Annotated in this window: 21 protein-coding genes; 14 read left to right on the top strand and 7 right to left on the bottom strand. The window is 42.9% G+C overall.

Features of this window, described 5'->3' with window-relative positions:
- Positions 1-13: 13 nt before the first annotated feature.
- Positions 14-466, bottom strand: coding sequence for a protein-disulfide reductase DsbD domain-containing protein (locus ACFGVS_RS21725; RefSeq protein WP_439695562.1), 453 nt, complete (start codon positions 464-466; stop codon positions 14-16).
- Between the two features lie 3 nt (positions 467-469).
- On the bottom strand, positions 470-1,243 hold the full coding sequence (locus ACFGVS_RS21730; RefSeq protein ID WP_439695563.1) for a biotin--[acetyl-CoA-carboxylase] ligase: 774 nt from the start codon (positions 1,241-1,243) through the stop codon (positions 470-472).
- Between the two features lie 47 nt (positions 1,244-1,290).
- Between ACFGVS_RS21730 and rsfS the strand changes: the two genes are divergently transcribed.
- The 7 genes from rsfS to ACFGVS_RS21765 all read left to right on the top strand — a co-directional run bounded on the left by rsfS (position 1,291) and on the right by ACFGVS_RS21765 (position 8,656).
- Positions 1,291-1,665 (top strand): ribosome silencing factor, encoded by a 375-nt coding sequence (gene rsfS, locus ACFGVS_RS21735; RefSeq protein WP_147054016.1) that lies wholly within the window; start codon positions 1,291-1,293, stop codon positions 1,663-1,665.
- 90 nt (positions 1,666-1,755) lie between these two features.
- Positions 1,756-3,852: an ATP-dependent zinc metalloprotease FtsH gene (ftsH, locus tag ACFGVS_RS21740; RefSeq protein ID WP_439695564.1), complete on the top strand. Its 2,097-nt coding sequence runs from the start codon at positions 1,756-1,758 to the stop codon at positions 3,850-3,852.
- Positions 3,853-3,908: 56 nt separating this feature from the next.
- Positions 3,909-4,559 (top strand): LutC/YkgG family protein, encoded by a 651-nt coding sequence (locus tag ACFGVS_RS21745; protein ID WP_090652200.1) that lies wholly within the window; start codon positions 3,909-3,911, stop codon positions 4,557-4,559.
- Positions 4,560-4,797: 238 nt separating this feature from the next.
- Positions 4,798-5,154: a hypothetical protein gene (locus tag ACFGVS_RS21750; RefSeq protein ID WP_439695565.1), complete on the top strand. Its 357-nt coding sequence runs from the start codon at positions 4,798-4,800 to the stop codon at positions 5,152-5,154.
- Positions 5,155-6,115: 961 nt separating this feature from the next.
- Positions 6,116-6,949 carry a sensor histidine kinase gene (locus ACFGVS_RS21755; RefSeq protein WP_090652197.1) on the top strand — a complete coding sequence of 278 codons (834 nt, stop codon included), beginning with the start codon at positions 6,116-6,118 and terminating at the stop codon, positions 6,947-6,949.
- Complete coding sequence (locus tag ACFGVS_RS21760) at positions 6,912-7,556, top strand: response regulator (RefSeq protein WP_090652196.1); 645 nt, start codon at positions 6,912-6,914, stop codon at positions 7,554-7,556. Before ACFGVS_RS21755 ends, ACFGVS_RS21760 begins: the two co-directional genes overlap by 38 nt.
- Before the next feature lie 29 nt (positions 7,557-7,585).
- Positions 7,586-8,656, top strand: coding sequence for a PA0069 family radical SAM protein (locus ACFGVS_RS21765; RefSeq protein ID WP_090652195.1), 1,071 nt, complete (start codon positions 7,586-7,588; stop codon positions 8,654-8,656).
- Position 8,657: 1 nt separating this feature from the next.
- On the opposite strand, the gene ACFGVS_RS21770 is transcribed toward ACFGVS_RS21765, so the two are convergent.
- The 3 genes from ACFGVS_RS21770 to ACFGVS_RS21780 form a co-directional block, all read right to left on the bottom strand.
- Positions 8,658-9,032, bottom strand: a complete 375-nt coding sequence (locus ACFGVS_RS21770; RefSeq protein ID WP_439695566.1) for a DUF2809 domain-containing protein — start codon at positions 9,030-9,032, stop codon at positions 8,658-8,660.
- Positions 9,033-9,099: 67 nt separating this feature from the next.
- Positions 9,100-9,843, bottom strand: coding sequence for a zinc ribbon domain-containing protein (locus tag ACFGVS_RS21775; RefSeq protein ID WP_090652193.1), 744 nt, complete (start codon positions 9,841-9,843; stop codon positions 9,100-9,102).
- Positions 9,843-10,940 carry a Nif3-like dinuclear metal center hexameric protein gene (locus ACFGVS_RS21780; RefSeq protein WP_090652192.1) on the bottom strand — a complete coding sequence of 366 codons (1,098 nt, stop codon included), beginning with the start codon at positions 10,938-10,940 and terminating at the stop codon, positions 9,843-9,845. The genes ACFGVS_RS21775 and ACFGVS_RS21780 overlap by 1 nt, the downstream gene beginning before the upstream one ends.
- Before the next feature lie 60 nt (positions 10,941-11,000).
- On the opposite strand from ACFGVS_RS21780, the gene ACFGVS_RS21785 reads away from it, so the two are divergent.
- Positions 11,001-11,198 carry a DUF2683 family protein gene (locus tag ACFGVS_RS21785; RefSeq protein WP_090652191.1) on the top strand — a complete coding sequence of 66 codons (198 nt, stop codon included), beginning with the start codon at positions 11,001-11,003 and terminating at the stop codon, positions 11,196-11,198.
- A gap of 23 nt (positions 11,199-11,221) precedes the next feature.
- Here ACFGVS_RS21785 and ACFGVS_RS21790 read toward each other — a convergent pair whose 3' ends face one another.
- Complete coding sequence (locus ACFGVS_RS21790) at positions 11,222-11,584, bottom strand: TM2 domain-containing protein (RefSeq protein ID WP_090652190.1); 363 nt, start codon at positions 11,582-11,584, stop codon at positions 11,222-11,224.
- Between the two features lie 244 nt (positions 11,585-11,828).
- Here ACFGVS_RS21790 and ACFGVS_RS21795 point away from each other — a divergent pair, with 244 nt between their 5' ends.
- From ACFGVS_RS21795 to ACFGVS_RS21820, 6 genes are all read left to right on the top strand, one after another.
- A complete protein-coding gene (locus ACFGVS_RS21795; RefSeq protein ID WP_439695567.1) occupies positions 11,829-13,487 on the top strand; it encodes a glutamine--tRNA ligase/YqeY domain fusion protein in 1,659 nt (552 codons plus the stop codon).
- Positions 13,488-13,617: 130 nt separating this feature from the next.
- Positions 13,618-14,331 carry a DUF4397 domain-containing protein gene (locus ACFGVS_RS21800; protein WP_274211150.1) on the top strand — a complete coding sequence of 238 codons (714 nt, stop codon included), beginning with the start codon at positions 13,618-13,620 and terminating at the stop codon, positions 14,329-14,331.
- Positions 14,332-14,847: 516 nt separating this feature from the next.
- Positions 14,848-15,333: a YbhB/YbcL family Raf kinase inhibitor-like protein gene (locus ACFGVS_RS21805; RefSeq protein ID WP_439695568.1), complete on the top strand. Its 486-nt coding sequence runs from the start codon at positions 14,848-14,850 to the stop codon at positions 15,331-15,333.
- Positions 15,334-15,344: 11 nt separating this feature from the next.
- Positions 15,345-16,166, top strand: a complete 822-nt coding sequence (locus ACFGVS_RS21810; protein ID WP_090652186.1) for a helix-turn-helix domain-containing protein — start codon at positions 15,345-15,347, stop codon at positions 16,164-16,166.
- A gap of 5 nt (positions 16,167-16,171) precedes the next feature.
- A complete protein-coding gene (locus tag ACFGVS_RS21815; RefSeq protein WP_439695569.1) occupies positions 16,172-16,675 on the top strand; it encodes a DinB family protein in 504 nt (167 codons plus the stop codon).
- A gap of 447 nt (positions 16,676-17,122) precedes the next feature.
- Complete coding sequence (locus tag ACFGVS_RS21820) at positions 17,123-18,226, top strand: WD40/YVTN/BNR-like repeat-containing protein (protein WP_439695570.1); 1,104 nt, start codon at positions 17,123-17,125, stop codon at positions 18,224-18,226.
- Positions 18,227-18,382: 156 nt separating this feature from the next.
- On the opposite strand, the gene ACFGVS_RS21825 is transcribed toward ACFGVS_RS21820, so the two are convergent.
- Positions 18,383-20,785 carry an ABC transporter permease gene (locus ACFGVS_RS21825; protein WP_439695571.1) on the bottom strand — a complete coding sequence of 801 codons (2,403 nt, stop codon included), beginning with the start codon at positions 20,783-20,785 and terminating at the stop codon, positions 18,383-18,385.
- Positions 20,786-20,942 lie beyond the last annotated feature (157 nt).

Consider the following 20,942-nt stretch of genomic DNA (forward strand, 5'->3'; position numbering starts at 1 on the left):
TATTCCCTGGTAATTATTTGCCTAAAGGAATGGCGAAATCTACATCATCTGGTGGAAGACATTTTTTATCGTTACAGGTCATGTAAGTAAGTTTACCTGTTACACTACCGGCCGTTGCCGACTTTAAGCTTATTTTTTGCGAAAAAACAACCTCTTTTTCAAAATAAGTAACATTCATTTTGAATGATTCCTCGTATTTAGATAGTGGTTTTGGCTCCGTGGTTTTGCCAACCGGTGCATAATCTTTCGATTTTGAAAATACAAACGAAGTAGCTATCGGGCCGCCATCACCAACATTAAGCGAGTAAATGTGCCAGCCGGGTTGTATGGTTGCTTTTAAATATACAACGGCCTCTTTACTGTTCAGTTTTTTTGCCGCGTATGCCCAGCGTACCGGTGTTTCAATTTGTGCATAGGCCCCGGCGCAAATAACCAGCGCCACCATTAATAACAACAACTTTTTCATGTATTATTTATTTAAAAATTCAATTTGTTTTAAGCTAAACTCGCGGGTGCCAAAATTATTATGTTCAACCAAAAGTAACCCTTCATCTTTCACCCCAACAATGGTCCCCCTAAACGTTTCACCATCTGACCGGAAATCCCTTACTTCGTTTAACCAGTATAGTCGGTTTAAATAAGCGTTCCTTACAAACAAAAATTTACCGGCCTTAAGCTTAAGATAGTATCCTTCAATATGCCCGCAAATTTCTAATAATAAAGCTCGTAAATCATAATCCTTTTGTAATATCTGCTTTACAGAAACGGCATTGCCGGCGCCCGCCTCAAAGTGCTCCTGGTTTATATTAAGGCCTATACCAATAATGGCATCTTTTATCCTGTCGCCCTGCAGGTGTGTTTCAATCAAAATACCGCCAAGTTTGTGGTCGTCATAATAAATGTCGTTTGGCCATTTTATTTTTAAGCGGTCGCCCAGCAGCGGATCAAGGGCCTCAATTACACCCAGGCTTATCGCCCGTGTCAGATCAAACTGTTGCAAAACAGGTAAAAATGAGGGCGTTAGCAAAATGCTGAAAGTTAAGTTTTTGCCAGGTTCGCTATGCCATTTGTTTTGTTGCTGGCCCCGGCCGGCAAACTGGCTATCTGCCATAATGGCTGTACCTTCGGGCACTGGCTTGGAATTTGACAGTAATGTTTTAAGGTAAGTGTTGGTTGAATCAACTTCTTTAATTGTTACTAAATTTTGACCAACAAATAATGCCGAAAATATGTTATTTTGCAAAGTGTAATAATTTTTAACCAAAAAACGTTCAAAACTAATTCTTTTTGATGGTAAAAAATAAAAAGGTAGGGCAATCAACCTATATTTCTGAACTTGCGATACATGGTATTCAGGAAAAAAAAGGTAATGAAATTGTAAGGTTAGACCTTCGTAACCTAAATAGTTCGGTAACAGATTACTTTGTAGTTTGCCATGCCGATTCAAGCACGCAGGTAAAAGCGATAGCCAACAGCATTGAAGATGAAATTTTTAAAGCAACCCAAACCGAGCCCTGGCGCAAAGAAGGTTTGGAATATGGCGAGTGGATACTACTTGATTATGTGGATGTTGTGATCCACGTTTTCCGTACAGACAAGCGTGAATTTTATGGTGTAGAAGAATTATGGGGTGATGCCGAAATAAAATATTACAAAAGCGCTTAAGCCATAGTCACATAAAGGCTTGCAATAGCGTCATGGTAATAACCTTGTTTTTTAAATTATAGATAGTAAGTTTGAGCTCGTAACAAAGAGATGAAAGATAACGATAATAAATCAGAAAGTCCAAAACCGATCAGGAAGATCCTGAATAAAAAAACGCCGCCTAAGCCACCAAAGTTTAATATTATGTGGATTTATGGCATCATTGTTTTAGCGTTCCTGCTTGCAACAACCTTGTTAAGCAACGATACGGGTAAACGGATAACCTACCAGGACTTTGAAACCAAGATGCTTAAACAGCATGATGTTGAAAAAATTATAGCTTATAAAAGCGGCGATTTGATCATTGGGGAAGTATATATTAAAAAACAAAGCCTTGATACCAAGCCAGAATATTCTGCCCTTGGTAAAGAGCAGCACATGTTTGCAGGAAGCAGCGGGCCCCAGTATACTTTTACCGACGACTCTTTTGAGAGCCTTAAAAAATCAATTGCTGCAGCACAAGCTGCCGACCCGTCTTTAAGTGATGTTTCGCTTGAATTGCAACAGGGCCGCGAAAGCTTTTTATCAAACTGGCTTGTACAGGGCGTAATTATGGTGATATTATTTGCGGCAGTGTGGATATTTATCATGCGCCGTATGAGTGGTGGTTCGGGCGGTGGCCCAGGCGGCCAGATATTCAATATCGGCAAATCAAAAGCAACCTTGTTTGATAAAGAGGCACAGGTAACCGTTACATTTAATGATGTTGCCGGTTTAGAAGAAGCCAAGCAGGAGGTGATGGAAATTGTTGATTTCCTGAAAAATCCTAAAAAATACACCAACCTGGGTGGTAAAATTCCTAAAGGCGCATTGCTTGTAGGCTCGCCGGGTACAGGTAAAACCTTATTGGCAAAAGCCGTTGCCGGCGAAGCCCACGTTCCGTTCTTCTCCCTTTCAGGATCTGATTTTGTGGAAATGTTTGTGGGCGTAGGTGCATCACGTGTGCGCGACTTGTTCCGCCAGGCAAAAGATAAAGCGCCATGTATTATATTCATTGACGAGATTGACGCCATTGGACGTGCCCGTGGTAAAAACAATATTGTTGGCGGTAATGATGAGCGCGAAAATACATTGAACCAGCTGTTGGTAGAGATGGATGGTTTTGGTACCGATTCGGGTATCATCATTCTTGCTGCAACTAACCGCCCCGATGTATTGGATTCGGCTTTATTACGTCCCGGACGTTTTGACAGGCAGGTATCTATTGATAAACCCGATTTGAATGGCCGCGAGCAGATCTTTAAAGTTCACTTAAAACCGCTTAAATTATCTGATGATGTTGATGCCAAAAAATTATCGGCACAAACACCAGGTTTTGCAGGCGCCGAAATTGCCAACGTTTGTAACGAAGCGGCCCTTATAGCTGCCCGTAAAAACAAAGAGGCGGTTGACATGTCGGATTTTCAGGATGCCGTTGACCGTGTGATTGGTGGTTTAGAGAAAAAGAACACCTTGATTTCGCCTGAAGAAAAACGCGTGGTAGCTTACCACGAAGCTGGCCATGCTATAGCCGGATGGTTTTTAGAGCATACCGATCCGCTGGTTAAAGTTTCTATCGTACCGCGTGGCGTTGCCGCTTTAGGATATGCCCAGTACCTGCCAAACGAAAGGTTCCTGGTTGCCAAAGAAGAGTTGATTGATGATATGATATTATCAATGGGCGGCCGTGTTGCCGAAGATATTACTTTCGGTAAAATCACCACAGGTGCCTTGAGTGATTTGGAACGCATTACCCGCCTGGCTTATGGCATGGTAAAAATATACGGCATGAATGGTAAAGTTGGTAACGTATCGTTTTACGATCCGCAGGGCGAAAACCAGTTTAGCAAACCATACTCTGACGTTACCGCAAACCTCATCGACTCGGAAGTTAGAAGCCTGGTTGAAGACGTGTATGCCAAAACAAAAGAGTTACTGATTAAACACCGCGACGGATTAGAAAAAGTTGCGAAAAAACTTTTGGAGAAAGAAGTATTGTTTCAGGCCGACCTGGAAGAGCTTTTGGGCAAACGCCCTTTTGAGCACCGTACCGCTTATGATAAGTTTGTAAACGGCGAACCAACTTTAGTACCTGATAACAATGCGATACCCGAGAATGTGATCAATCCTGAGTTATCAAGGATGGATGAGCCCGATCCAAAGTTTTAGTTAAATACATTATTAAAAAAGCCATCAGCTTAGCTGGTGGCTTTCCTTTTTATACTATGAGGGATATTACCACATCAAAAGAAAAACTGCTAAAGAAGATCCGCAAGGCACTATTGGAGAAAAGGGACAATCCATATCCCCAACTGGAAGACCTGCCGCTTTACGCAACTGATGATGAAATACCTGAAGTTGTTTTTGCCGAGCAATTTACTGCCGTTAACGGCCAGTTTATTTTTTGCGAAGACGAGGTGCAATTTATAGAAACCCTGCTTACCCTGGCCGAAGAACGCAACTGGCACAAAATATACTGCTGGGAGCCTGGTCTGCAGGAAGTACTTGCCCGCTTTGAATACCCCTTTTACGAAACCGATAAAGACTTTGACCTGGCCGAGGTTGGCTTTACCCTGTGTGAGGCTTTAATAGCCCGCAATGGCAGTATTTTGTTATCCAACGGTAATATGGCCGGCCGGCGCTTAAGCATCTATCCGCCGGTACACATTGTGTTGGCTTATACATCGCAAATGGTGATGGATATTAAAGATGGTTTTAAACTGTTGAAAAACAAATACGGCAACCGCCTGCCATCCATGATCACCAATGTAACGGGCCCCAGCCGAACCGCCGATATTGAGAAAACCCTGGTGCTTGGCGCCCACGGCCCCAAAGAGCTTTTCGTTTTTTTATTGGATGACTCGCACGAGGCCTAATATCTCAGATATTTTTGAATTCATATTCCAGCCACACCCTGCAGCGCCGCCTGCATTTATTGTTGGGTGTTAGCTAACGCCTCCCACACATTTTGGCTGCGAATTACCGTAAAAGGTTAAAAAAATATTATTAAAATATCGCTGACTGCCGAATTATAATTAAAATAAATTATACTTGTTTCTATTAACTCAATGCAGTTTAAACACGTATAACCCTAACTAAAAACCCCTTATTAACATGAAGAAAATTGATTTAACCGAAGCAAAAAAAATGGTAGACCACTACCATGCCACCCGTAAAAACGTTATCGACAAAACACATGGTATTAATGATACCAAATCGGTTTGGTTTGATATCGACGCATTTAAAGATTTTGTAAACAAGCTACCGGCACATGCTACAGGCGTGCGGGTGCATTTGGCTGCCCATGATGAAAAGCATCCAACCACACCGGGACAAACGACGGTGATGCTTGCTGGCACCGTTAATAAGGACAGCGGCCATGCTGACGCGTTATCGGATACTAGTTTGCTGGCGGATGGGCTGGACCCGGTGAATGATGGAAAGGCTTGCCCTCCATTCTGCCCGAGTTAAACGGCCCTTTTTAATTAGCATCCGATAAATAGTATTTTAACAACCTTGGAGTAGTTTGTTTCGTATTTATCGGGTGTTAAAAAACGTCGTTTATTATTAACATAAATTAAATCTATTAAGCAATGTTTACATGATCTTATGCTATATCACGTTTACTATATTTCATTATTTATAACCTTTTTTTTCTGCATATACGCATATAAGTCGCTTGCTCCCAATTTCAAATGGCTTTTACCTTACTTTGCCTTTTGTATAGTATACGAAACCGCTAACGAGCTAGACTGGCTTATGGTCAATCATACTAATTTATGGGCCAGTAATCTCGAAGAAATGTTAGAATGTTGCTTATGCACTTATTTTATGGTTTCGCTTTCGGATAGTTTTTCATATAAACGAAAAGTGTATGTGTTTTTAGGCTTAATAATGTTTATATCAGTTATTGATATGGCATTTATACAAGGTTTTTGGAAACAGAATACTATCGCTATCGTCCTACAGTTTTTATTCATATTAACCTTAATTAGTATTTATTATTACAGAACGCTCGATAAAGCTGAGGAAGGCCTAGAACTCCTTAATCACCCTCCATTTTTAGTTGTTACCGGATTACTTTTTTACTTTCTTTCAAAATTCTTTTTTTATGTGTGCTTTAGCTACATGGCATATAAAAACAATTATAACTTCTACATTCTTGCGGCCACTATCCCTGGCCTTGCTAATCTTTTCCTCAATTTTATATTGATATACACGTTTTTATGCGCACGAAAAGAGAAAAAGAGGTTGGTACTGTAAAAGCACAATCAATAAAACTTACCAGCTATAGCTGGTAAGTTTTATTTCCTTTTGGCATAGTTTTGAGTATTACATCGTATGAAAATAGCGGCTATTTTCTTATCCTTGCAATTGAGCAGTCGGGTATTTCAAAACCATTGCTCAATCCTCCTTTAACTACAACCTTTTTATGCTTTTCAAAGACGAAGAAGTTATCCTTATAATTATAGCCGGTACTGCGTTACTGCTTTTGCTGGGATTTTTTATGGTCGGTTTTTTATTGATGTTTCAAAAAAAACAAAATAAAAATGCCATGGAGAAGGCCGAGCTGAAATCGTCGTTTAAACAGGAGTTGTTAAAAACCCGGATAGAAATACAGGAAGAAACCCTGAACTACGTAAGCCGCGAGATGCATGATAACATTACACAGGTATTATCGTTTGTAAAACTCAATATGGGCCTGTTGGCCAACAAACTCGGCGGCGAGGAAAAGGTAAAGTTGAATGATAGCCGCGAACTTATAGCGCAAACCATTACAGATTTGCGTAACCTGTCAAAAAGTTTAAGTTTTGAACACATCAACTCATTAGGCCTGGTGAAAACGCTGGAGCTGGAAGCGATAAGGGTGAACAAAAGCGGCCTTATTAATATGGATTTAAACGTTGAGGGCGAAATGTATTCCCTTGGCGAGCAGCGCGAACTGGTATTGTTCAGGATATTCCAGGAGGCGCTTAATAATGCGTTGAAACATGCGGATGCAGCAAACATTAAAATCGGTTTGTATTATAATGCACAAATGTTTAATTTGACCATCGAAGATGATGGCGCAGGTTTCCAACCCGAATTGCTGACCGACAAAAGCGGATCGGGATTGCGTAACATGAAAAATAGGGCGGGTTTGATTGGGGCAGAGGCTGTTATAACCAGTTCGCTCAAACAAGGCTGTACTATTAAGTTATCACTTAACCCCCTGGTTGAAGAAAATTATGCTAACGAAACCCATTCAAATAGCCCTGGTAGATGATCATCGCCTTTTCAGGAGTGGCATTGCAGCGCTCATTGATAGCTTTGGCGGCTATAATATACTATTTGAAGCCGCGCACGGGCAGGAATTAATACGAAGTATCGATTCTGGCATGGTTCCCGATATTATTTTGCTTGATATTAATATGCCTGTGATGGACGGCATATCTACCGCTCAGTGGCTCCGCAAATATCATCCGTCTATCCGCATCATTATCCTATCCATGTTTGAAGATGCCGAGAAAGTACTATTAATGGTAAGGGCTGGCGTAAAAGGATATTTGCTAAAAGATGCCGAACCGGATGAATTTGAACGCGCGCTGATTAAAGTAAGCGAAGGCGACTTGTTTTACCCGGATTTTGTTACCCGCCACCTGTTAAATAATTTCAATATTGATAAGGAAGCCCAGGTACAGCTAAACCCCCGCGAAATTGAATTTCTGCGCCTTACAAGCACCGAACTTACCTATAAGGAGATTGCCGACACCATGAATATCAGCGTGCGTACGGTTGATAGTTTCCGCGATCATCTTTTTGAAAAACTACAGATAAAAAGCCGGGTGGGACTGGTTTTATACAGCATTAAAAACAAGCTGATAGATTTGTAATTTGCTAATTTATTTAGCAAATTTGCCTTATGGCGCATGAGGATAACCCCATTTTTTTTAAGGGCAGAGGGGCACAGGTTAATACCCACAACAAATTTTTGAAAAGCAAATATGTGGCCGAGCATGTGGAAGGGCTTGACGAGCCATTGCTTGAAAATAGCGCCACGCAGCTTTTTGAAGAAACCCCCAAAAAGATTGTAAGCGAATCAAATAGTCCCGATTTAAGCCACATGTACTCCATAAACCCCTACCAGGGCTGCGAACATGGTTGTATTTACTGTTATGCCCGTAACACGCATGAGTACTACGGCTTTAGCGCGGGTCTTGATTTTGAACGTAAGATTATAGTAAAGCGCAACGCTCCTGAATTGCTTGAGCAATATTTTAATAAAAAGAATTATAAGCCCGTATGCATACTGCTATCGGGCAATACCGATTGTTATCAGCCCATTGAACGCGATTTGAAAATTACCCGGAGGTTGCTGGAGGTTTTCCTGAAATACAAAAACCCGGTAGCCATCATCACCAAAAACAACCTGGTACTGCGCGATCTGGATATTTTAACCGAACTGGCAGCCATGAACCTGGTTCATGTTAACGTATCAATTACTTCCCTTGACGAACAGCTTCGCCAAAAACTGGAACCAAGAACGGTTACCGCGACCGGTAGGCTGGCCGTTGTTCAAAAGCTCTCAGAAAAAGGCATTCCGGTAAGGGTAATGGCAGCGCCTATTATTCCGGGGCTGAATAGTAACGAAGTCCCTAACATTATCAAGGCTGCAGCCGATAGGGGCGCTTTGGCTGCCGGATTTACAATAGTGCGCCTTAACGGGAGTATTGCCGATTTATTTAGCGACTGGATCTATAAAGCTTTCCCTAATCGTGCCGAAAAGGTGTTGAACATGATTCGCTCCTGCCACGACGGCAACCTGAACGATAGCGACTTTGGCCGGCGAATGAGCGGCGAGGGAAAGGTAGCCGAATCCATCCACCAGATGTTCAGGATGGCCTGTAACCGCTTTTTGGATGGCCGGGAGATGCCGGAGTATGACTATACCTTATTTGTGCCGAGGAAGGGCAAGCAGACGAGTATGTTTTAAGCTATTTTGGAGTTTTTTCAAGTATGTAAAAGTCAAAAATACAGCCTATCCCCACACCAACTACATAACACAGCAAATCGCTCCATAAAAAGCCTGCGCCTAAAACAAGCTTACCAAACAGCGTATGCCTCAAATCATTTATCCAGGGCGCTTTATAAAGCTGGCTGAACTCTATAGCGAAGCAAAACAACAGGCTGGCAATAACCACTACTTTTATAGGATTATTGATAAACAGGAAGCTCACGATAAAATAAACCATTAGCGCCCAAAGGATATCGCCAATAAACAGCGGGATGCTTTTAAAATGCCGGGAAAGCAGGCCAATAATTATTGTAGCTATAATGAGTATAAAATAAAGCAGCCTTGATCTTCTCATAAAAATTCAGTTAACAAAAAAAGGCACCCATAAGATGCCTTTTATATTAATTTTATAAGTGGTTTGCTTATACAGTTTCGGCTTCTAAGGCCATCTGCTCATCAACCAGGATACGTCCGCAATGTTCGCAAACGATGATCTTTTTGCGCTGACGGATATCCGACTGGCGCTGAGGCGGGATTTGGTTAAAACAACCAGAACATGAATCGCGCTGAATGGTTACTACCGCTAAACCATTTTTTGCATTTTGGCGCAAGCGGGTATAAGCTGTAAATAAACGCTCTTCAATATTCGGGATAGCCTTTTCTGCCTGGGCAACAAGATCGTTCTCTTCTTTCTCAGTTTCGGCGGTAATAACACCTAACTCATCTTTCTTGGCATCAAGATCGTTCTTGCGTGCTTCCAGATCGGCAAGGGCTTTTTCGTATACCTGGGTTTTTGAAGTTATCTCGAAACCATACTCCCTTATCTTCTTCTCACTTACCTGTATATCTAATCCTTGTATCTCAATTTCTTTTGATATCGCATCATACTCACGGTTGTTCTTAACTTCGTTAAGTTGCGCTTCGTATTTTTTGATGTTAGCCTGAGCATCTTTGATCAGGTTTTTGCGGGTTACAATCTCATCCTCTACATCATCCAGCTCATATTTGATTTTCTGTATGCGGGTTTCAAGGCCTGCAACATCATCTTCCAGATCGGCAACTTCCATTGGCAGCTCGCCACGTACCTGGCGTATTCTGTCAATTTTGGTGTGGATGGTTTGGAGTTCGTATAAAGCTTTAAGCTTCTGTTCTACGGTTTGTTCCATTAAATAAAATATTTGACGGGGTTTGTATTTACTTCTGTTAAACGGACGGCAAAGATAGGGAATTTTTTTCTAATTATTTCATACAATAATTGCACCGTAAATTGTTCACTCTCAAAGTGTCCGATATCGGCAATCACTATCTTTCCTTCGGCGTCAAAAAACTCGTGATACTTGTAGTCAGAGGTGATGAAAATGTCGGCTCCGGCGGCTATGGCATGCTTCAGTAAAAAGCCTCCCGAGCCCCCGCAAACAGCCACTTTTTTGATGGGTTTGTGGGTAAAAGCGGTATGCCTTATTACGTGCGTGCGCATCTTATCTTTTACATGAAACAAAAAGGATTCCTGGTTGGTGGGCACTTCCAGCTCGCCAATCATACCTGAACCTACCTGTTGGTTTTGGTTGGTTAAGCTGTACAGGTCATAAGCCACCTCTTCGTAGGGGTGGGCCAATATCAGCGCCATGATTATTTTACTTTCCAGGTTGGCGGGGTAAACGGTTTGAATGCACACCTCGCTTTCGCGGTGACGTTTGCCCGGCTCGCCTACATGAGGCACCGTTAATTCATTCCCTTTAAATGTGCCTGTTCCCTCGGCGTTAAAGCTAACTTCGCTGTAATTGCCAATATTACCGGCCCCGGCTGCAAATAAGGCTTCGCGCACGGCATCGGCATGGCTGTGGGGTACAAAGGTAACCAGCTTTTTAATCAGGTTATGCTTGGGTAGCAATATACGGCAGTTTTTAAGGCCAAGGGTATCGCATATGCGGCTGTTAACCCCGTGCATTACATTATCAAGGTTGGTATGAATAGCATACAGGGCTATACCCTTGCGAATGGCTTTTTCAACAACACGCTCTACGTATGTTTTACTGTTAAATTTCTTTAATCCCCTGAAAACTATGGGGTGATGGGATATAATTAGCTGGCAGCCTGTAGCAATAGCTTCGTCAACAACCGCTTCAGTACAATCTAAAGATAGCAGCGCCTGGGATATTTCCTGGTCGGGATGGCCTATAATAAGGCCTGCATTATCATAATCCTCCTGGTAAACGAGCGGCGCAAGGCTTTCAAGGTAGGTGGTTAGAGCGGATAGTTTCATATAAATTGATATGCTAATATATCAAATATTCATTCTTAAAATAAAATAGTAAATTGGGTTATGGGAATTTTAATTGCACATCCGGAAAACAAAGAGAAATTAGCAGCACTAAAAGCCTTTATGAAGGCATTAAAGATCCGCTTTGAAGAAGGCGAATCTCCGTATGATCCGGAATTTGTAGAGAAAATTAACCGTAGCAGGGATAATTTTAAGGCCGGTAAATTTAAAGCTATAAAAACCGACGATCTATGGAAATAATATATTGATGCCTCATTTATTATTTACGGCGTCATTAACGCCATCCGGTGGCTGTCATAAGCGGCATCCTTATTATACTTCAATACCAGCGATTTATTGTTTATCAAATCCATAATGGTGCCAACCCAACATAGGCCAAAGGTTAGCAAATAAGCAATACCCATACCAACCTGACCTAAAACAAAGCGGTGTATTCCTCCAAAGCCAACAAATCCCAACAGCGTAAACAACATAATTTCCTGTGCCGATTTCCTTTTGCTGCTGTAAACCATGTAAAAATAATTGGTTTGGCTTTCGTTGAGGTTTGCTGTAGCTTGTTGTAAAAAGGCCATCTCCTCGGGCGTCATATCCTGAAAGTTCATGTAATTGCCTTGTTGCATATTCATTGGGGCGTAGGGTTTGATGTTAGCGGTTTTTCAAATTTAATGTTTTTCCGCTAAAAACAATAGACTGCCCTGTTTTCTGCGGGCGATTTAATATCGAACACCGAATATCCAATGCCGGATAATGAAGGAAAATTTCGGTGTTGGATATTCTAAATTCATTATTCGATATTTCCTTCCATCCGTATTTTATTTAAGTTCACCCATTAAGGGGGCGGAGGGGGCTTTTTTTTATTATTTTTGCCCTATGAGCGAAGAAAAATCACTGAACTTTATAGAAGAAATTGTTGAAGAAGATATAGCCAACGGCAAGCACGGCGGCAGGGTATTAACCCGTTTCCCGCCCGAGCCTAATGGTTACCTGCATATTGGCCACGCCAAATCTATTTGCCTTAACTTTGGTTTGGCCCAAAAATACAATGGCAAAACCAACCTGCGTTTTGATGATACCAACCCTGTTAAAGAGGATGTGGAATACGTTGACAGCATTAAGGAAGATGTTAAATGGCTGGGCTTTAACTGGGCCGAAGAGCTGTACGCTTCCGACTACTTCGACCAGCTATATGAGTTTGCGGTAACGCTTATTAAAGCCAACCTGGCCTATGTTGACGACAGCACAGCCGAAGAAATTGCCCATCAAAAAGGCACCCCTACCGAGCCCGGCGTACCCAACCAGTACCGCAGCCGCTCTGTTGAGGAAAATTTGGAGCTGTTTGCCGATATGAAAGCCGGCAAATACCCCGATGGAGCCAAGGTGCTGCGCGCCAAGGTTGACCTTGCCGCACCCAACATGCACCTGCGCGACCCTTTGATGTACCGCATTAAACACGCCCATCACCACCGTACCGGCGATGCCTGGTGCATATACCCCATGTACGATTTTGCCCACGGCCAATCAGATGCTATTGAGCAGATAACCCACTCTATTTGTACGCTTGAGTTTATCCCTCACCGTGCTTTATATGATTGGTTTATCGAAAAGCTAAGCATCTTCCCATCTAAACAATACGAGTTTGCCCGCCTTAACCTCAACTATACCGTAATGAGCAAGCGCAAGCTGCTGCAACTGGTGGTTGAAAAGCATGTTGACGGCTGGGACGACCCACGCATGCCTACCATTAGCGGCCTGCGCCGCCGGGGGTATACGCCTGCCAGTATCCGCGAGTTTTGCGAACGCATCGGCGTAGCCAAACGCGAAAATATGATTGATGTTGGCCTGCTGGAATTCTGTATCCGCGAAGACCTGAACAAAACCGCATGGCGCCGTATGGCCGTGCTCGACCCTATAAAATGTATCCTGACCAACTACCCCGAAGGCGAGGTGGAGATTATGCATGGCGAAAACAACCCCGAAGCCGAAGATGGCGACGGCAGCCGCGAGTTTCCATTCAGCCGCGAACTTTGGATTGAGCGGGAAGACTTTATGGAAGTGCCGCCCAAGAAATTCTTCCGCCTGGGTGTGGGATTGATGGTGAGGCTAAAAAATGCTTACATCATCCGTTGCGACGACTTTGTGAAGGATGCAGACGGCAACATAACCGAAATTCATTGCAGCTACCTGCCCGAGTCAAAATCGGGTAACGATACCAGCGGCATCAACGTGAAGGGCACCATCCATTGGGTGAGCGTACCACACGCCAAAACCGCCGAAGTAAGGCTGTACGACCGCCTTTTCCAGGTAGAGAACCCACAAAGCGAGGAAGGCGACTTTAAGGATTACATTAACCCAAACAGCCTGCACATTATCCCAACCGCCTATATTGAACCCGACCTGGCCAACGCCACACCCGGCACCGCCGTACAGTTCATGCGCAAAGGATATTTCACACTGGATAAATACTCAACCAGTGATAAACTGGTATTTAACAGAACGGTTACTCTAAAAGATGGCTGGGTGAAGAAATAAAGACAACGGAAAGGTTAAAGATGGCCGAAGCCATCTTTTGCCTTTCCGCTTTAACCTCAAATCTATACCGCTTGTAGCGTTTGCAAAAAAACATCCGTAATGGTTTTATATATATTTACTAACCATTACTATGAAGCAAATTTTTACACAAAGGGCAGGCATGATCGGGATGATATGTTTGCTTGCGGTTTCTTTAACATCGTGCCTTAAAAACGACGACAATCACCAATACATCGCGCCTAAAGTGGCTTTGGTTTCGGCAATCAACGCTTCGCCCGATGCCCAGCCGGTTGATTTTTTCCTTGACCAAAACCGGGCCAACAATTTTTACATCAAAAGCGGCGAGAGCCTCGATTATATTAACGCCTATACCGGCAAACGTACCATCACATTTTATGTAGGCGCCAGCAATCAGAAAATAATCAGCGATACCGCCACTTTCAAGGCCAATAAACTTTACTCGGTATTTCTGGCCAACGTAGTAAGTACCCCCAATATATTGGTTATCCCCGATTCGGTAGGCGTACCGGATGAAGGCAAGGCCGGCGTGCGCTTTGTTAATCTGAGCCCCGATAACCAGGCGCTCGACCTGGTTGTTAAAGCAGGCGCTACCCTGGCTTCGGCAAAAAGCTACAAACAGTACAGCCCTTTTGTTACCGTTAACGGCGGCAATACCTACACCTTCGAAATCCATAAGGCAGGTACAGCTACGGTGTTGTATACCCTAACCGATGTGCAAATCAAAAACAAAACGCTCAACACCATCTGGGTGCAGGGCCTCTCGGCGGCTACCGATTCAAAAAAGCTGACCGCTCATGCGCAGGAGAATGTGTATTATTATTAGGGATTAGGTGAGTGAGTGGTTGAATAGGTTAAAGAGACGTTAATAACCGGTTGATTGAGTGAATGGTTGATTGGGTTAACAGGCGTTAAAGAATAAGCCTCGCTTTTCAACTTAATCAACCACTCACCCAATCCAACCACTCACCAAACAAGGGCGTTGCCCCATTGATAGAAATGGGGCCGGGCTGTACGCTCATACGCCTGCAGGCATTACGCTCATGGGCCTGTATCCGCTGCCATCCCTAACGCGAACGCCGGGTAAGCTATTGGTGAAAATAAAAATCGTTTTAGCATAACGTTTACCTGCTGGCGGGGGTATTGTGAGGCCATTGATACATTTGCTAATCCGTTTTAGCATGTCGTTCATCTGCCAGCTTGGTACACCCTACGCGCACGGACAATCTGGGAAAAAATACGAATAAAATTGAACGTTTAACGATACTTTTTGAACGTTTCCCTCTGAGATTACTTGTAGCTACCGCCTACCTTTGACTTATCAGATAAAAGGATTCAAGCAATGGCAACATTTACATTAAAGAGCAAAGAGCTGGGCGGGCAATTAAACATCAAACAATACGCAGATAGTATGGGTTTTACCGGGCAAAACCGATCGCCGCAGCTTTATTGGGAGAACGCGCCCAAAGAAACAAGGGCTTTCGCACTGACCATATACGACCAGGACGCGCCAACAGGCAGTGGCTTCTGGCATTGGATTGTTTTTAATATCCCTGCCGGGGTAACTGAATTGCCGGCGAATGCAGGCGACATCAGTAAAAACCTATTACCCAAAGGCACCATACAAAGCAACACCGATATGGGTTTTGCTGGTTATGCCGGTGCTGCACCGCCCGAAGGACCGGCGCACCGTTACCTGATTACCGTTTATGTACTGGGGCAAAAACTGCAATTAGATCAAAACGCTACGCCAGCGTACGTGGGATTCAACCTACATTATGCAACGCTTGCCAAAGCTTCGCTGCTGGTTTATGGACAAAAGCATTAAATTAGCCTGGAATGAAACAAGCAGAACCGATCAGGATTTTTAGTTACCAGGCCGAGGGGGCCAGTATCAGGAACAGGATCACGCTGCAACAAAATCTTTTTAGCTTCCTGTTGGAAGGCGAAAAGACTGTTCATTATGCAGGCAAAATAGTGAGCATTATACCCGGGCAGTTTTTGCTGCTTGCTGCCGGCAATTGCCTGATGAGCGAAAAAATAGTTGCGCCGGGCGGCAATTACCGAAGTATCCTGATCGCTTTTGATAATCGCGTACTGGCTGATTTTTTTATCCGGCACCAGGAACTGCTAAGGGCGACCGCCAGTCAACTACAGGAGGAGCCTATCCTGCGCTTCCAACAGGATGCCTTTATCCAAAACTTCATTAGTTCTTTGGGGCATATGCTTGCTGAAAATCAAGCCATCTCGCCAAATATGCAGCAACTAAAACTGTATGAGCTACTGCTTTACCTGGGCGAAAGTTATCCTGGAATTCTACAAAAGCTGCGTGGCATGAGCCATGAAGCAGCCGACGATATCGTCATCAGGCAGGCGGTAAATGCCCATATCGATCAGCCGGTGAGTGTAGAAGAACTGGCCTTTTTATGCAACGCAAGTTTATCAACCTTTAAGCGGCGCTTCGCCAGGCTTTACGGCACCTCGCCCAGCAAATGGCTGCTGGAAAAAAGAATGGAGAAAGCCGCCCGGCTACTTAAGCAGGGCGGACACAAAGCCAGTGATATCTATTATGAACTGGGTTATGAGAACCTATCCAGCTTTATACAATCTTTTAAACAGGTACACGGCATAACGCCCAAACAGTACCAACTAAATAATTAAAAAAAATGACCAAGCAATATTTTACGGCCTTAGCTGCTTATAACAGTTGGGCGAATGATAAAGCTATGGCCTGGCTTAGCCAGGTTAGCGATGAACAATGGGAACAAACGCTTATAAGCAGTTTTGGTAGTGTAAGGCAAACGGCAGTACATATTGCCAGCGCTGAAAAGATTTGGATAGATTTCTGGATAAAAGCGCCAGCGCCCACCTACCTTACATCCCATTTTGAGGGCCCAAAAAACGAACTGATTGATATTTGGAAAACTGCTTCCGCCGGGATGCACAATTTTATAAAAAACTGGCCGGAAGAAAATTATACCGATGCCGTCACCTTTGTTTATCCCAGGGGAGGATCAGGGCAATTGCCTTACTGGCAAACATTTGCGCATAGCATCAACCATTCAACCTACCATCGCGGGCAATTGGTAACACTATTAAGGCAGGCAGGTTTTGACAAACTCTCATCACTCGACCAGGCTACTTATTACCTTACCCATGTAAATAGTTAAGTGTAATTTATTGCGATAGCGAATTTTTTTATTAACAGCGGGCAGTGACTTTTGTAGGGTTGAGAATGAAAAAAATCTTACCATTAATATACTAAATAGTTGGTAAATAAGGACAAGTTATCTATCTCTCATAATAACATTATGCTTCTGTTGGAGTAAGCTTTTAGAAATGTGTTTTGCATTACTATTTGGCGCCGGTGATGCTGAATGCCGCGCAGACTACAGATATAAGTGAGAGTAATATAAATCCACACAGATATTTGCTCTTCTGGGTGAGGAGATTTCGGGTATCAAGCATAGTTTCAGGTTTTTATTTACAAAGTTTACACTTTTATTTACAATCCAAATTCCCCGCGCCGAAATATATCAAAGTAATTTTGCTGCATCAATTCTGATAGGATCATAAAATAGATGATGAAACATTTGTTTTACTTAAAATTTTAAAAAATGAAAAGATTAATTGTATTTGTTCCGGCTATCTTCCTGGTATTATTTCTACTAAATTCTTTTGTGCTAAAAGAAAAGGTAGCAAAAAAGAAATCAATAAAAGAAGGCAAATCATCGACTATTGTCAACATCATTTTTAAATCTGCCGATGGCGGACAAACATGGCAGGACATTAGCGAAGGGCTGCCTGAAAATTTGCAGAGAGAAGGTGTATGGAGAGATGGTTTATTTGCAAATGACCGTGGGCTATACTTACGTGCCGGAAATGGGGTTTACCACAGTGAACCAAATTCCACAACTCCTTTTTGGACAAAAGAAATTTTCCCGGGTACACAACGTAACATTGCCCCTGGCAATAATGGGATACTTGCGTATGATTTCAGGGGGCAATTTCTACAAAAAATAAACGGAACGAATAAATGGTCGCCCATATACACGAATTTTCAAGAGCAAGCCGTACGCATTAACAAAACGATAGATTGGATGTACAAGAATTATAAAGAGAAGCAAGTATGCAGCGTTTTTGAAACTAAGGGAGGCACAGTTTTCATCGGCTCCAACAACGCACTTTTTAAATCCACTAATAGTGGAAAGACCTGGAAAAATGTGCATGTTGCAGGCTGGGTAATGAAAATGACAGAGTCAAACGGTGTACTCCTGGCTGCCAGCACACAGGGAATATTAATATCGACCGATGATGGTGAAAACTGGGATCGTGTGATTAGTGAAGGGGGTGCTGGGATCGCTGTAGAACCTATTGATGGAGGATTTGCTGCTATAGTAAACAATACAATAACCCAGACAAACAGCCTAAACATTTCACTGGATAGTGGAAAAACCTGGAATGCCATATGCGAAGACCTTCAACCTTCCTGGAGCAGTTTATTAATGAAAAAAATAGGCTTACTTAAATCTTCATCAGATATTTTATCAATTAAACAAATGGGTAAATATTTAATATGCGGCCGCTCAGATGGTATATTCCGGTCAGCTGACATGGGCAAAACATGGAAAAAACTGTTACTTCCTGTTATAGAAAATTATGGTTTCAATTTATCAGTTTCGGGCAACGTGATTTATGCCGTACCAAATAAAGGATGTTAAAAAAATCCAAACTCAAAATAATGTGTGTTGCTGATTTAAATCATTTGGTAATTCTTGGAATTCCTTGGTGTTTGATTGTTATTCGGGCTGATTCATTTTAAGTATTAAAGCCTTGCCGGCTGCAAAACCGGCAAGGCCGAAAATCCTGACTTAAACTTACTCCGATCTCAAACTCTTTACCGGGTTCGCCAATGCGGCTTTTATGGCAGTGTAGCCTACCGTGAGCCAGGCTATAATCAGTGAGCCCCCTATAGTTGCGGCAAAAAACCACACACCTATCATTATCCGGTAGGCGTAGTGCTGCAGCCATTGGTTCATAAAATACCAGGCTACAGGGGTTGCAATTAAAAATGCGATGGCGATAAGCATGGTGAACTCTTTTGATAGCATCACCAAAATATCTTTTACAGGCGCACCCAGCACCTTGCGGATACCGATCTCCTTTTTACGCTGCACAGCCATAAATGAAATAAGGCCGTATAAACCCAGGCAGGAAATAAAAATTGCTATGCCCGAAAATATTTTATAAAGCAGCGAAAGCTGGTTTTCCTGCTGATAAGTTGCAGCAATGGACTGATCTAAAAAGTTGTATCCAAATATGTAATCCGGGAAATACTGGCTCCATAACTTTTCCATCGCCGGGATAATGGTTGTTGTATGGCCAAGGTTTATTTTGAGGCTCACCATGCCATATCCTTTTTTCATCGTAGTCATTACCACCGGCACCATGGGATCCCGCAGAGAGTTAACATGAAAATCCTTTAAAACGCCTACGATTGGTAATATTTTCCCGGAAACACTTATCTTTTTTCCAATAGCGGCTTGCGCATTTGGTAAGCCAAGCCTTCGCACAACAGTTTCGTTCACCACAAACTCGCGCATAGTATCCGCAGCATGATAAATGCGGCCCGCTGCAAGCTGTAAATGGTATAAGTTAAAAAATGAGGTATCCGCTGCATTCATGTTCGTAATCAGATTGGGTTCGGTAGCGTGATTTTCGGGTGTTCGCAAATCGGTATAATATCCGCCGCCCGCCGGCGATGCCATGCTCAGGCTAAAATCACGTATGCCTGGCAGTTTTAGCAAGTCATTGCGTAGCACTTCCATTTTCCTCGCGCCAAGACTATCGTTCGGGAAACCGGCGTTAATAACGGCATCTTTGTTAAATCCTAAATCGGCCATGCGGAAGTAATCCATTTGCGATGTAACGATCAATGTTGCAATGATGAGCGTTTGCGCAATTACAAATTGAAATACAACCAAACACCGGCGAAGGGAAATTCCTTTTTGACGCTCAGCCCCGGAAGATGATCCTTTTAGTACGGTAACTGAATTAAAGTCCGATAATACCAGCGCCGGGTAAAAGCCAGAAAAGGCGGTTACCAGTACCAATGCCAGCAGCATAAATAAAAGCACATTGCTGCTATATAATATAGTTGTGGCAATGTGAATGCTAAGCAGGTTATTGATATAAGGAATGCAAAACAAGGTTATGCCGGTTGCTACTATTAGCGCAAGTAAACAGGTTATGCCTGTTTCGCCAAAAAACTGCATCATTAACTGCGGGCGGCTGCCACCCAGCACTTTCCGAACGCCCACCTCTTTACCCCGGTTCATGGCCTGCGCGGTAGTAAGGTTAATAAAATTTACACAGGCAATAACCAACAGGAAAATGCCTATTGCACCTAAAGCGTAGGTCAGATCTTTACTGAAGGTATGCCCGTTATAATTATTAAACCGCGAATCGGAATGTATTTGGTTCAATGACTGCAAAACAAGATCGTATCCGGCATTACCAGGCGTGGTATGTTTGCCCATAAATCCGTTCAGTAAATGGTCGAAATGTTCTTTAGTCTCGTTCGGAGCCAGCTGTACAAAACAATAGTCTGCATCATTTATACTTCCCCAGCTATTAAAATCGGCATACTTACGCATGGTTTCGTAGGACAATACACCTTTTATAGGAAAATCCGTATTCGGCGGAATATCATTAAGGATACCGGTGACCTTAATGTCCTGGCCATCCATTTTTAATGTTTTGCCTACGGCTGCTTTCCAGTCGCCAAAATATTTATTGGCTAATTCTTTAGTGAAAAGGGCGGTGTTTGGCTCAGTAAGCGCGTCTTTTATATTGCCTATAGCAAGGCTAAAATCAAACATCTTAAAAAACTGCGGCTCGGTAAAAAACAACCCGTTTCCCTCATTAAACTTTTTGGCAACTGATCCATTAGCCGATGGTACTAAAACCTGCACGTTATAGTCGGCCGCGATAGCCGCAACATTAGATAATTGCGGAAAATCAGACCGCAAGGCAAAGGTAGTAGGCACAGTTACCCCCGTCCGGTAAGCGTCGTCGGCCCGGTTTTTGGCAGCGCGCACTACCCTGTAAATGCTGTTCTTTTTTGTGTGAAAAGTATCGAAGCTTTGCTCATATTGGATTACCAGGAATATCAGCAGGAAAGCCGCGAAACCAACGGCCAGGCCGGAAATATTGACAAATGAGTTAGCTTTCCGTCGGCCCAGGTTTCTGAGCGCAGTTTTAAGATAGTTTTTTATCATGCCTTTTTGTTCATTTCATTAGTGTCTGAATCAGGAAGCAAGCAGATTAATTTGTCAGTTCTTAAATCCTGACTCATGTAAAATATTCTCCAAGAAAATGCCAAACAGTTAAATTTCTGTATATCAATAATTTAAGTAATGGCCATGCTGCTTGTTC

This window comes from Mucilaginibacter sediminis (assembly GCF_051903035.1).
GTDB lineage: Bacteria > Bacteroidota > Bacteroidia > Sphingobacteriales > Sphingobacteriaceae > Mucilaginibacter.